Origin of the sequence: Azospirillum sp. B506 (assembly GCF_000333595.1) — a bacterium.
Classification (GTDB): domain Bacteria; phylum Pseudomonadota; class Alphaproteobacteria; order Azospirillales; family Azospirillaceae; genus Azospirillum.
This window is the reverse complement of sequence record NZ_BADK01001138.1, coordinates 1-12,531: the sequence shown is the minus strand read 5'-3', so window position 1 is coordinate 12,531 and position 12,531 is coordinate 1. Positions and strand designations below refer to the sequence as shown.

At 68.3% G+C, this 12,531-nt stretch carries 8 protein-coding genes; 4 read left to right on the top strand and 4 right to left on the bottom strand.

Annotation, left to right across the window (positions count from 1 at the left end; translation table 11 throughout):
* Both I71_RS34635 and prfB read right to left on the bottom strand, forming a co-directional pair.
* The coding region (locus tag I71_RS34635) for a peptidoglycan-binding protein (RefSeq protein ID WP_042704841.1) at positions 1 to 227 on the bottom strand (227 nt) is incomplete at its 3' end.
* Positions 228 to 370: 143 nt separating this feature from the next.
* Positions 371 to 1,502, bottom strand: a protein-coding gene (gene prfB / locus I71_RS34630; RefSeq protein WP_148294448.1) for a peptide chain release factor 2 whose coding sequence is annotated in 2 segments (ribosomal slippage) — positions 371 to 1,432 and positions 1,434 to 1,502 — 1,131 coding nt in all. Because the reading frame shifts where the segments join, the coding sequence is not laid out codon by codon here.
* Between the two features lie 335 nt (positions 1,503 to 1,837).
* On the opposite strand from prfB, the gene I71_RS34625 reads away from it, so the two are divergent.
* Entirely contained in the window at positions 1,838 to 3,274 is a 1,437-nt protein-coding gene (locus I71_RS34625; RefSeq protein ID WP_042704839.1) for an MBOAT family protein, read from the top strand.
* An 18-nt stretch (positions 3,275 to 3,292) separates the two neighbouring features.
* Positions 3,293 to 4,405 (top strand): hypothetical protein, encoded by a 1,113-nt coding sequence (locus I71_RS34620; protein WP_042704838.1) that lies wholly within the window; start codon positions 3,293 to 3,295, stop codon positions 4,403 to 4,405.
* A gap of 82 nt (positions 4,406 to 4,487) precedes the next feature.
* Here I71_RS34620 and I71_RS34615 read toward each other — a convergent pair whose 3' ends face one another.
* Entirely contained in the window at positions 4,488 to 7,028 is a 2,541-nt protein-coding gene (locus tag I71_RS34615; protein WP_042704837.1) for a penicillin-binding protein 1A, read from the bottom strand.
* Positions 7,029 to 7,247: 219 nt separating this feature from the next.
* Entirely contained in the window at positions 7,248 to 8,747 is a 1,500-nt protein-coding gene (locus I71_RS34610) for an N-acetylmuramoyl-L-alanine amidase (RefSeq protein WP_042704836.1), read from the bottom strand.
* A 693-nt stretch (positions 8,748 to 9,440) separates the two neighbouring features.
* On the opposite strand from I71_RS34610, the gene I71_RS40780 reads away from it, so the two are divergent.
* Both I71_RS40780 and I71_RS34605 read left to right on the top strand, forming a co-directional pair.
* Complete coding sequence (locus tag I71_RS40780) at positions 9,441 to 10,046, top strand: S1 RNA-binding domain-containing protein (protein WP_280109940.1); 606 nt, start codon at positions 9,441 to 9,443, stop codon at positions 10,044 to 10,046.
* A gap of 111 nt (positions 10,047 to 10,157) precedes the next feature.
* Positions 10,158 to 12,497: a ribonuclease E/G gene (locus I71_RS34605; RefSeq protein ID WP_280109941.1), complete on the top strand. Its 2,340-nt coding sequence runs from the start codon at positions 10,158 to 10,160 to the stop codon at positions 12,495 to 12,497.
* Positions 12,498 to 12,531 lie beyond the last annotated feature (34 nt).

The window sequence follows — 12,531 nt, the reverse complement described above, 5'->3', positions numbered from 1 at the left end:
GCGCTGGTAGGACGGATCGCCGTGCGGGTGCGCGATCCCCTCTTGCCATCCACCGACCCGGCGTTGAAGCCATGGTCGTTCAGCGCCTCCTGGGCACCGGAGATGAAGGCGCGGCGCATCTCATCCGGTAGATTGTCGGTCTCGCAGGCGGCGAAGGCGGGGGACGCCAGCAGCATGGCGCCGCACAGCACGGCACCACTCAGGGCCGGGAGAAGACGTCTGTTCATGGATCGGATTCTCCGAATCGTTGGGGCGACAGCCTGTTGAAACAGCCGAGCCCACCCTTTCATTCCAAACTGGTCCATTCCAAAAGCACAGCGAATCGAAAAGGGCGGCCGCAAGCGACCGCCCTTCCCTCCGTTCCGACCCGTCAGCCGCCGGCGGCGTGCGCGTCGTCGCTCTGCCCCTTGATCCGGGAGGCGAGCGCCGCCTCCAGGAAGGGATCGAGCGCGCCGTCCAGCACCGCCTGGCTCTGCGAGGTCTCCACCTCCGTCCGCAAATCCTTCACCATCTGGTAGGGATGCAGGACATAGGAGCGGATCTGGTGGCCCCAGCCGATGTCGGTCTTGGTGGCTTCCAGCGCGGCGGCGGCGTCCTCGCGGATCTTCAGCTCACGCTCGTACAGGCGGGCGCGCAGCATGTCCCACGCCTTGGCGCGGTTCTTGTGCTGCGACCGTTCCTGCTGGCAGCTCACCACGATGTTCGTCGGGATGTGCGTGATGCGCACCGCCGAGTCGGTCTTGTTGATGTGCTGGCCGCCGGCACCCGAGGCCCGGTAGGTGTCGATGCGGCAGTCCTTCTCGTTGATCTCGATGTCGATCTTGTCGTCGATCACCGGGGAAATCGAGACGGCCGAGAAGCTGGTCTGGCGCCGCGCCTGGCTGTCGAACGGGCTGATGCGCACCAGACGGTGCACGCCGGCCTCGGTCTTCAGCCAGCCATAGGCGTTGTGGCCCTTGATTTGAACGGTCGCGGACTTGATGCCGGCCTCTTCGCCCGGCGTCTCGTCGAGCCATTCGGTCTTGTAGCCGTGCTGCTCCGCCCAGCGGGTGTACATGCGCATCAGCATCAGCGCCCAGTCCTGGGCCTCCGTGCCGCCGGCGCCGGCATTCACCTCGACGAAGCAGTCGTTGGCATCGGCCTCGCCCGACAGCAGGCTTTCGATCTGCAGCTTGTTGGCGCGGTCGCGCAGGCCGTAGAGCTGAGCCTCCGCATCGGCGACGACGGTGGCATCCCCTTCCGCCTCGCCCATCTCGATCAGCTCCAGGCTGTCGGACAGGTCACGCTCCAGCGCCCGGTAGCCGGCGACGGAGGTGTCGAGCTGGGTGCGCTCGCGCATGATGGTCTGGGCCCGCGCCGGATCGTCCCAAAGCTTGGGATCCTCGGCGAGGTTGTTCAGTTCGTCGAGACGCCGCAGTGCATTGTCCCAGTCAAAGATGCCTCCTCAGCAGCGCCAGCGATTCTCTGATCTCGCCGGCGGCCGCTTCGATCTCGGCCCGCATGGCGGTGCCTCCTCGTCAGCCAGAGTTGAAAGGTTTGTCGGCTGCATATGTAGCCGCTCGCCCCCCGCCTTGCACCCCCTTAATGATCGGGGCGGTCCCGGGCGGAAGATCCGCGCCGGGACGGCTTGCCCCTTTCGAGTATGGCCGCGCCCCTGCTTGGCGGTCCTAACCGTTTGGAATCATCGGGGCGGCTCATTTCAGAGTACGTCCCATATCCGGGCGCACAACCCCACCGCGGCGGCCGGGATTCCCCGAAATCGAGCTTATCTTCTGCGGCGCACTTCGCCTTTCTTGCGCGAACGGACCGACGCGCGATCACCTCTGCCGGGGGCACGATGAGCTTCACCAGCCTGAATTTCCTGCTGTTCATCACCGTGTTCAGCGCCGGCTTCATGGCGCTGGCCCGCACGTGCGCCTTCACGCCCTTCCTGTTGGTGGCCAGCTACGTCTTCTACGGCTATTGGGATTACCGGTTCTGCGGGCTACTGGCGCTCAGCACCTTCATCGATTTCTATTGCGGGCTGAAGATCGCCGATTCGTCCGGCCGCAATACCAAGAAGATGTACTTGTTCATCAGCCTGGGCGCCAACCTGGGCATGTTGTTCTTTTTCAAATACTACAACTTCTTTGCCGACAGCGCCGAGATCGCGCTGGCCTCGCTGGGGGTGGAGATCGGGCGGCGGACGCTGGACATCCTGCTGCCGGTCGGCATCTCCTTCTACACCTTCCAGAATCTCAGCTACGGCATCGACCTCTACACCGGTGAGGTGAAGGAGCCGGAGCGCTCGCTGATGCGCTATGCCACCTTCGTCGCCTTCTTCCCGCAGCTGGTGGCCGGCCCGATCGTGCGGGCGCGCGACCTGCTGCCGCAAATCCAGCAGCGCCCGCGCGACATTTCGTTCGAGGAGCGCTTCGCCGGGCTGGAGAAGGTGATCTGGGGCTATTTCCTGAAGATCGGGCTGGCCGACAACGCCGCCGTGGTGGTCGACGCCCGCTTCCACCAGCCGGAGTTCTTCAACGCGCTCCAGCATGTGATCGGGCTGTTCTGTTTCTCTCTGCAGATCTACGGCGACTTCGCCGGCTATTCGCTGATCGCCATCGGGCTGGCGCAGATCTTCGGCTATACCATGTGCGAGAATTTCGCCCGGCCCTACTTCGCCACGGGCATGCGCGATTTCTGGCGGCGCTGGCACATCTCGCTGTCGACCTGGTTCCGCGACTATCTCTATGTGCCGATGGGCGGCAGCCGGACGCGCTGGCTGCGCATCCGCAACGTCGTCATCACCATGCTGGTCTCCGGCCTGTGGCACGGCGCCAACTGGACCTTCGTCCTGTGGGGGGCGATGCATGGCGGCCTGATGCTGGTGGAGGACGGCGTGCGCCGGCTGGCATCGCTCAGCCCGGTGCGGCTCAGCGGCCCGGTTCTGGCCGCCGGACGGCTGGTGATGATCGGCCTTGTCTTCATCGTGGTGACGCTGACCTGGCTGCCCTTCCGCGCCGACAATCTGCAAACGGTCTGGACCATCCTGGGCATCATCGCCCACGGCGATTTCGGCCTTCAGCAGGGCAATCTGCAGGCCAGCTCGCTGATCCGCGTCGCCGTCACCGGCCTGATCGTGCTGCTGGTCGACGCGATGGTCGAGCGCGGCGCCGGCCGCCGCTATGCCGGGACCAATGTCGTGGCCCGCTCGATGGCCTGCTCGGCCCTTATCCTGGTGATGCTGCTGTTCGGCAGCTTCGCCAACCACGCCTTCATCTATTTCCAGTTCTGACCGGACGGAGACCTTCCCATGTACCGCCTTCTGGCTTGCATCGCGCTGATCCTCGCCACCGTCACCGCGATGGACCGGGTTCTGGCTTCGGCGCTGGGCGACCTGCTGCTGCGTTCCAGCGACCGCTTCATGACGGTCTACCGCCCGTTCGAGCCGGAGGCGCAGCCTGCCATCGATCCGGGAGCCGCACCGGGCGCCAAGCCGGGCATCAAGCCGCCCGCTGGCCAGGAGGAGCAGCCGAACGCCCTGCTGGTCAAGGCGGCTTTGACGACGCAACCGCGGCCGACCGCAGGCCCGGCGATCGGCCCCGCCGCCAAGCCGGCCGGCGGTCCCGCCGACGTGCTGGTGCTCGGCAATTCGCGGGCGGACAACCACTTCCCGGTGTCGGCGCTTCAGGACATCACCTGCGGCCGGGCGCTGAATCTCGGCATGGGCGGGGCGCCGACCGTCCTGTCGGCCCTGCTGTGGGACGATTACGTCGAGCGGCACGGCGCCCCGCGCCTGCTGGTGCTGGAGCCGACCGGCGTGGTCGACAATCCCCATGACCTGGCCGACCTGCCGCTGCTGGCCCACTACTCGCCGCGGATCGACGCCTTCGTCCGGCAGGAGAACCGGGAACTGTGGATGGCCAACCACGCCTTCAACCTGATGACCTTCAACAACAACCAGACCATGCGGCTGGTCGCCGGGTTGCTGAAACCTGCCGGTGACCGCACGCTGGTGGGCGCCATTCCCGAGCCGCTGAAGGCCCAGCTTGCCGCCGCGCGCGAGGAGACGATGACCGCCGATGACGCCAACTGGCAGGCGCTGGACCACATCGTCCGCAGCGCCCAGGCGCAGGGCACCCGGGTGGCGGTGGTCATCACCCCCTATTTCCCGACCTATGCCGGCAAGCTGAAGAATTTCGACGCCTTCTTCGCCGACCTCAAGGATCGTCTGCCCGCCGGAATCACCGTGATCGACGCCCGCCGCGCCGTGGACAAGGACGAGCTGTTCATGGACGCCCTGCATGTCAACGAAGACGGCGTGCGAGCAATGTTCACGGCGTTGGAACCCGACCTGCGCCCGCTCGGCAGCTGCCCGGTCGACGCCCTGGCGTCGCTGTCGGGGACGGGAAACCCGACACACTGATCTTTAGGAACCGGCTTTTCCGGTGAATAGAAAAAAGGGGCGCCCGCAGTCGGCGCCCCTTTTCTCGTTCGGCTCCGCAGGCTCAGTACAGCCCGCCGGTACCCAGCGTCGCCGCGGCCGGCGGTGCGGGAATGCCGGGCTGCGGCGTGCCGAAGCCGGCGGCGGCGTTCGGGTCGCCCGTCAGGGCGCCGGACGCCTGCGAGGACCCGTCCAGCACCACCTGCGGCTGGTCGGGGTTGGGCTCGGTGCCCGGCAGGAAGGCCTCCCAGATGGCGCGGTTGTCGCCGAACTGGGCAAGCTGGCCGTTGGCCGGATTGACGCGGACGAGGCGCAGGCCGGGCGGCACGCGGAACGGCGTCGCCGGCTTGTCCTTCAGCGCCACCTGCATGACCTCCTTGAACACCGGCACGGCGGCGGACCCGCCGGTCTCATGGCCGCCCAGCGAGCGCGGCTGGTCGAAGCCGATGTAGGTGCCGACCACCAGATCGGGCGAGAAGCCCATGAACCAGGCATCATGGCTGTCGTTGGTGGTGCCGGTCTTGCCGGCCAGCGGCTTGCCCAGCGACCTCAGCGCCGCCGCGGTGCCGCGCTGGACCACGCCTTCCAGGATCGAGACGATCTGGTAGGTGGTGCGCGGGTCGTTCACCTGCTCGCGGGTGTCGGGCACGGCGGGAACCGCCATGCCGTCCTTCCAGCTGACGTTGGTGCAGCCCTCGCACGGGCGGTTGTCGTGGCGGAACACGGTCTTGCCGTTGCGGTCCTGCACCCGGTCGATGAAGGTCGGCACCACCCGCTTGCCGCCATTGTCGAGCATGGCGTAGGCGGTGGCGAGCCGCAGGACAGTGGTTTCGCCGGCGCCCAGCGACATCGGCAGGTAAGGCTGGAGATTGTCGACGATGCCGAACTTCTCGACCAGCGCCTTGACCTTGTCCATGCCGATCTGCTGGGCGAGGCGGACGGTCATGACGTTACGCGACTTCTCGATACCGACGCGCAGCGGGGTCGGACCGTAGAATTCATGGCTGTAGTTCTCAGGCCGCCAGACCGGCTGCCCGCCACCCGGATCGTAGGAGAAGGGCGCGTCCATCACCAGCGACGACGGGGTGAAGCCCTGGTTCAGTGCCGTCAGATAGACGAAGGGCTTGAAGGACGAACCGGGCTGGCGCAACGCCTGGGTGGCGCGGTTGAACACGCTCATCGCCGGAGAGAAGCCGCCGACCATCGCCAGCACGCGGCCGGTGTGCGGATCGAGCGCAACGAGTCCGCCCTGCACCTGCGGGATCTGGCGCAGGCCATAGCTGCCCGGCGGCAGCTCCTTGGCGGCCGACTTGTCGGTCTTCTTCGCCGGCTTCTCGTCGTCATCCTTGGCCGGAGGGCCGCTGACCGCCTCGACCAGCAGGATGTCGCCCAGCTTGGCGACGTCGGACGGCTTGCGGATCGCCGGGCCGGCGACATCGCCGTCCTTGGAGGCGCGGGCCCAGCGCAGTTCGGACAGCGGGATGCGGCCGCGGCTGCCATCAGCCAGACCGATGTCCAGCCCGTCGGCCTGATCGTCCTTCAGCACCACCGCCAGCTTCCAGCCCTCGGACCCGGCGGGCGGCGGCATGGCAGCCAGTTTCTTCGACCAGTTGTCGAAATTCTCCATCTTGCCGACCGGACCACGCCAGCCATGGCGGCGGTCATAGGCGATCAGCCCGTCGCGCAGCGCCTTGGTGGCGGTTGCCTGCAGCACCGGGTCCATCGAGGCGCGCACCGACAGCCCGCCCTCATACAGCGCCTGCTCGCCATAGAGCTTCACCAGCTCGCGCCGGATCTCCTCGGAGAAATATTCGGAGGTCACCACCTCCTGCTCGTCGCGCTTGCGGGTGACCAGCGGCCGCCCCTGGGCGGCCTTCGCCTCGTCCGGGGTGATGTAGCCGTCTTCGGCCATGCGGCCGATCACCCAGTTGCGGCGGGCGACGGCGGCGTCATGCTGGCGGTCGGGGTTGTAGTTGGACGGCGCCTTCGGCAGTGCCGCCAGGAAGGCGACCTCCTCGATGCTCAGCTCGTCCAGCGCCTTGTTGAAGTAGTTCAGCGCCGCCGCCGCCACGCCGTAGGACCGGTTGCCCAGGAAAATTTCGTTCAGATACAGCTCGATGATGCGGTCCTTGGTGAAGGCCCGCTCGATGCGGACCGCCAGGATCGCTTCCTTGATCTTGCGGGCGAAGGACACCTCGTTGGTCAGCAGCATGTTCTTGGCGACCTGCTGCGTGATCGTGCTGGCGCCCACCGGCCGGCGCTCGCGGCCGAAATTCTCGATGTTGGTCAGGATCGCGCGCAGGATGCCGATGGGGTCGACACCCTGGTGGCCGTAGAAGTTCTTGTCCTCGGCCGCCATGAAGGCGTTCATGACCATGCGCGGCATGGCGTCGATCGGCACGAAGATGCGCCGTTCCGACGCGAATTCCGCCATCAGGCGGCCGTCGCCGGCATAGATGCGCGTCGTCACCGGCGGCTCGTAGTTGGCCAGCTTGGTGTAGTCGGGCAGGTCGTGGTCGTAATGCTCGAACAGGAAGACCAGCCCTCCGGCGCCGGCAAGAACCAGCATCACGAAGGCCATCAGCAAGGACAGAAGTAGGCGCATGACCGATCCCGCAAGAAACGACAAAGGGCACGGCTGAAGCCCGCCCCTTCCGGGTCCGGACCGCAGTCATGCCTGACAGGGCGGCGCATCCTACACCGCCGCGCGGCGAAGTGCCGCCCCCGTTCCCGTCATGTCAGGGAAATGTGACGCGCAGAGGGCGTGTGCAAGAAATCGCCGGCGCAGACGGGGTAAACCACGCCCCGCCTTCAATGCCGCGCCTCAGCTGCGCTGCGATCCGTGCAGCCAGCGGAAATAGCCGTCGATGGTGCGGGCCAGGCCCTTGCCCAGCCGCTCGCGGTGCGCGCCGGAGGTCAGCAGCCCGACATCCTGCCGGTTCGACAGATAGCCCATCTCGATCAGCGCCGACGGCACGTCGGGCGCGGTCAGCACGGCGAAACCGGCCTGACGGTGCGGCCGGTTGGCGATCAGCGGCACGTCGCGCCCCAGCGACTGCAGGGCCAGCGTCGCAAAGCGCTTGGAATGGTTCATCGTGTCGCGCTGCGCCAGATCGATCAGAATGTTGGCGACCAGCTGGTTCTCGCCCGACAGGTCGAGCCCGACCAGCGCGTCTGCCCGGTTCTCCTTGGCCGCCAGCATCTCCGCCTCGCGGTCGGAGGCCTTGTCGGACAGGGTGTAGATCGACAGGCCGCGCATGTCGCTGCTGCTGATGCTGTCGGCATGCAGCGAGATGAACAGGTCGGCCCCCGCCTCGCGCCCGATGGCGACGCGGTCGCGCAGGCGGATGAACACGTCGCTGTCGCGGGTCAGCTTGACCCGGTAGCGGCCGGTCGCCTCCAGCTGGCGCTTCACCTCCTTGGCGGTGGCGAGCGTGATGTCCTTCTCATAGATGCCACCGACGCCGATGGCACCCGGATCCTGGCCGCCATGCCCGGGGTCGAGCACGATCAGCGGCTTTTCCGCCACCATCGGCGGCTTGTTCTCCGGCGGCGGCGGTGCGGCGGGCAGAGCGGCCGGGATCAGCTGGGCCGGCGGGATCGGCGGCAGCGGGGCGAAGGGCGGCGGGGCCGCCACCGTGGCATTTGTCTCGGACGCAGCCGACGGCGAAGGCTGCGGCGCGGGAACAGGCGCCGGAACCGCCATCGCCGAGGAGACGATGGACGACATCGTCAGCTGACCTTTGCCGCCGACCTCCTTCGTGTCCTTCCCGGCGGCAAGCTGCCGGAACTCCGCCGGGGTCGTCTTTTCCAGGTCGAGGACGAGGCGCTGCTGGTGGCCGTCGCGCGGCGGGATCATGTAGCCCTCACGCAGCCGGGCCGGGCCGACCGTCTCGAAGGTCAGCCGCGTGCCGCGCGGCCCACCGGCGTGGTGGTAGCGCGCGACCACCCCCTTGCCCTCCACCGGCAGCGAGCCGCCGGGCCAGATCAGGTCGGGCAGATCGACGATGACGCGGTAGGGATCGGCGGCAACCGAGACGGTGAAGGACACCGGGTCGCTCAGCTCCAGCACGAAACGGGTCTTGTCGGGATGGATGCCCAACCGGGCGTCGACCACCGCCGTGCGCGGCGGCGGCGGCGGCAGGGCCGCCGTGGTCTGCGCCGCAGCCGTCCCGGCCACCATCCCGGCCACGCCGACGCCCAGCAGCACCAGCGCCAGCAGGACCACCGCAAGGACACGGGCAGCCGCTCCGCGCGGCGACAGGACGGAGCGCGGCAGGCGGTCGGGTGCGGCGGCAGACGGCAGGCTGGGCGGCCGTGGCATCAAATCTCCTCGGCGGCAGAGGGAGTGCGGCGGAAAAGGGCGGCTGGATCAGACGCGGGACGACCAGCTATAGCCCAGCCAATTCAACGCTCTCAACGCGGATCGTCAGGCCCCGAGTCAATTCCCTCCGGGGGTGCCGTTCCTGCAACAGTGAGCGTGAGCGTGGCCGGACCGTTGCCCGGACAGGCCGTCCCGGTGGAAGGACGCGCCCCCGCATCCCCGCGATCGACTTGTTCACCGAATCGCCGCATTTCCGCGTTGTGCAAGAGGGATCGCTTGTCTATGGTATCTTTGCGACAGACCGCAATTCGCCAGACCAGGGTCGGACTCCCAAGGTGAGCGCCGATTCGCTGATCCCCGGACATTCATCCAAAGGTCAGCCGATCGCCGGTCACGGGGCCGACCAAGAGGCTGCGGCGTCGCCCTCGACACCGCCTGTCCGGCCATTCGCGCCGGAGGGACGTCGCGGGGTGGCGCGTTCGGGTTGGCGGTGAGAGGACGAAACCTCGAAGCTGGCTGTGGCCGCAAGGCGGCAGCCCGGCGCGTGTCGACCGGGCCGTCCTGGCTGCTCTCGTCAGCGCCGTTCGGCGGTTCCGGTCCGTCGTGCCGTATGCTTCGCCCACAACAGACGCTGCGTCCAGGCGGCCCGACCGGTCGCGCGGGTTCCCTGGGTCGCGCCGTTGAGGATCGTATATGGCCAAGCGCATGCTGGTGGACGCCACGCACCCGGAAGAAACCCGGGTCGCCGTGGTCAATGGCAACCGGCTGGAAGAACTCGACTTCGAGATCGCCAGCCGCAAGCAGCTGAAGGGCAACATCTACCTGGCGAAGGTGACGCGGGTCGAGCCTTCGCTCCAGGCGGCCTTCGTGGAATATGGCGGGAACCGCCACGGCTTCCTGGCCTTCTCCGAAATCCATCCCGACTATTACCGCATCCCGATGGCCGACCGCGAGGCCCTGCTGGCCGAGGAACGCCGGTTGGAGGAGCAGGCGGAGGCCCGGGCCGAGGCCGCCGCCGACGGCGCCGTGATGGCCGAGCCGATCCGCCCCGAGCAGGTGGTCGAGGAATGGTCGCCGATGCCCTCCCCCATCGCGCCCGAGGCGTCGGATGAGGAAGACGGCGACGAGAACGGCGAAGACGCCGAGGCCGGCGACGAGCAGGCCGCCCAGACCGAGGGCGCCGCCCGATCCGCCGCCCAGGATGCTGCCCAGGATGCCGAAGCCCCCGACACGCTCGGTGGCGACGAGGATGAGGAGGCGGAGACCCAGCGCCGCCGCTCGCGCCCGCTGCGCTCCTAAAGATCCAAGAAGTGGTGAAGCGCCGGCAGGTCATGCTGTGCAGGTGACGAAGGAAGAGCGCGGCCACAAGGGTGCGGCGCTGACAACCTAACTGTCGCTGCCCGGCCGGTACTGCTTCCTGATGCCCACCACGGGCCGTGGGGGCGGGATTCCCGCAAGATCACCAACCCGGCCGACGCGAAGCGCCTGAAGGAAATCCTGTCCGACCTGGACATTCCCGACGGCATGGCGGTGATCCTGCGCACCGCCGGGCTGGAGCGGTCCAAGCCCGAGATCAAGCGCGACCTGGAATATCTCCTGCGCCTGTGGGACGACATCCGCGAACAGACGCTGAAGTCGTCGGCGCCCTGCCTCATCTATGAAGAGGCGAACCTGATCAAGCGGTCGATCCGCGATCTCTACGCCAACGACATCGACGAGATCTGGGTCGAGGGCGAGGCCGGCTTCCGCACGGCGCGCGAGTTCATGGACATGCTGATGCCGGGCCATTCCCAGCGCGTCCAGCTGTACCGCGACAGCCAGATCCCGCTGTTCCACCGCTATCAGGTGGAAACGCAGATCGACGCCATCCACAGCCCGGTGGTGCAGCTGCGCTCCGGCGGCTACATCGTCATCAACCCGACCGAGGCGCTGGTCTCCATCGACGTCAACTCCGGCAAGTCGACCCGCGAGCGCAACATCGAGGAAACCGCCTACAAGACCAACCTGGAGGCCGCCGACGAGGTGGCGCGCCAGCTGCGTCTGCGCGATCTGGCCGGCCTGATCGTCATCGACTTCATCGACATGGAGGAGCCGCGGAACAACGCCGCCGTCGAGCGCCGCATGAAGGAGGCGATGAAGAACGACCGGGCGCGCATCCAGCTCGGCCGCATCTCCGCCTTCGGCCTGCTGGAGCTGTCGCGCCAGCGTCTGCGCCCGTCGCTGCTGGAGACCAACTTCGAGCGCTGCCCGCACTGCTCGGGCACCGGCGTCGTCCGGTCTGTCGAATCCGCCTCGCTGCACGTCCTGCGCGCCATCGAGGAAGAGGGCATCCGCAAGCGGTCGGCCGAGATCACCATCTACGTTCCGACCTCCATCGCGCTCTACATCCTCAACCAGAAGCGCGGTGAGCTGGCCAAGATCGAGGAGCGTCACGCTTTCAGCGTCATGGTCCAGGCCGACGACACGCTGATCGCGCCGGACCACCGTCTGGAGCGCAACAAGGCGCGCCTGCCCGATGAGGACGGTCCGCTGGTCAGCGCCGACCGCGTGATGGCCGAGACCGACCGTGCACTCGCCGCCGAGCCGGTCGAGCCGGTGGAAGAGCCGGAGGTCGAGACCGAAGCCGCCCCGGCCGAGGAGGTCGGCGAGCGTGCCGAGGCCAACGGCGAGGGCAATGGCGAGGATCGCCGCCGCCGTCGCCGTCGCCGCCGCGGCCGTGGCCGTGACCGCGAGGAAGGCCGGACCGAGGGCGAGGGCGAGGGCGAGGGCGCCGAGGGCGAGACCGAGGCGGACGAGGCCGACCAGGACGCCGGCGAGACCGCTCTGCCGGTTGCCGCCGAGGCGATCCCCGGTGCCGCCGTCTCCGAACCCGCGGCCGCCAGCGAAGCCGACAGCGCCGACGCCGAAGGTGACGAAGCGGACGAGGATGAGGGCGAGGACGAGACCGGCGCCGATGCCGGCGACCGCAACGGTGAAGGCCGCAAGAAGCGTCGCCGCGGCAAGCGCGGCGGCCGTCGCCGGTCGCGTCGTGACGGTGCGGAAGGGCTGGAGGGTAGCGAGGACATCGTTGCCGAGCCGTCTACCGACACCCTGGTCCAAGCAGCTCCGGCGCAACCCGTTCCGGCTCCGGTCGAGGCGACCGACCTCGACTGGATCCTGGCCGGCGATACGGCTCCGGCGGTCGAGGAAGCCCCGGTTCCGGTGGTCGCGACCGAGCCGCCGATGACCGCTCCGGCCCCGGCCAAGAAGGCATCGCGCAAGCGCAAGGCCGCTGCCGAGGCGCCGGCCGAGGCCGCTCCGGTGGTTGCCGAGGCGCCGGCCAGGAGTCGCAAGCGCAAGGCCGCGGCCCCGGTCGAAGCACCGGTGGAAGCCGCCCCCGTGGCCGTTATCGAGACAGCCCCGGCGAAGAAGGCGTCCCGAAAGCGCAAGGCCGCTGCCGAAGCTCCGGCCGAGGCCGCTCCGGTGGCCGCTGCAGTGGTTGCCGAGGCGCCGGCCAAGGGCCGCAAGCGCAAGGCCGCGGCCGCAGTCGAAGCGCCGGTCGAGGTCGCTGCCCAGGTTGCGGTCGATCCCGCCCCGGCCAAGAAGGCGTCGCGCAAGCGCAAGGCCGCCGCCGAAGCGCCGGCCGAGGCTGCAGCGGTGGCCGCTCCGGCCGTGGAGCCCGCGCCGACGGCGCCGGAGCCTGCCAGCCAACCGGCTCCGGCCGCTGAAGAAGCCAACGCCAAGCCGCGCCGCGGCTGGTGGAAGCGGTAGCCGGCCGGTCCAACCGGGCCTCGAAATGGAAAAG

Bases quoted from the DNA above. Each gene is read 5' to 3' on its own strand.
- I71_RS34625 (WP_042704839.1), top strand. From the start codon at position 1,838: ATGAGCTTCACCAGCCTGAATTTCCTGCTGTTCATCACCGTGTTCAGC.
- I71_RS34620 (WP_042704838.1), top strand. From the start codon at position 3,293: ATGTACCGCCTTCTGGCTTGCATCGCGCTGATCCTCGCCACCGTCACC.
- I71_RS34615 (WP_042704837.1), bottom strand. From the start codon at position 7,028: ATGCGCCTACTTCTGTCCTTGCTGATGGCCTTCGTGATGCTGGTTCTT.
- I71_RS34610 (WP_042704836.1), bottom strand. From the start codon at position 8,747: ATGCCACGGCCGCCCAGCCTGCCGTCTGCCGCCGCACCCGACCGCCTG.
- I71_RS40780 (WP_280109940.1), top strand. From the start codon at position 9,441: ATGGCCAAGCGCATGCTGGTGGACGCCACGCACCCGGAAGAAACCCGG.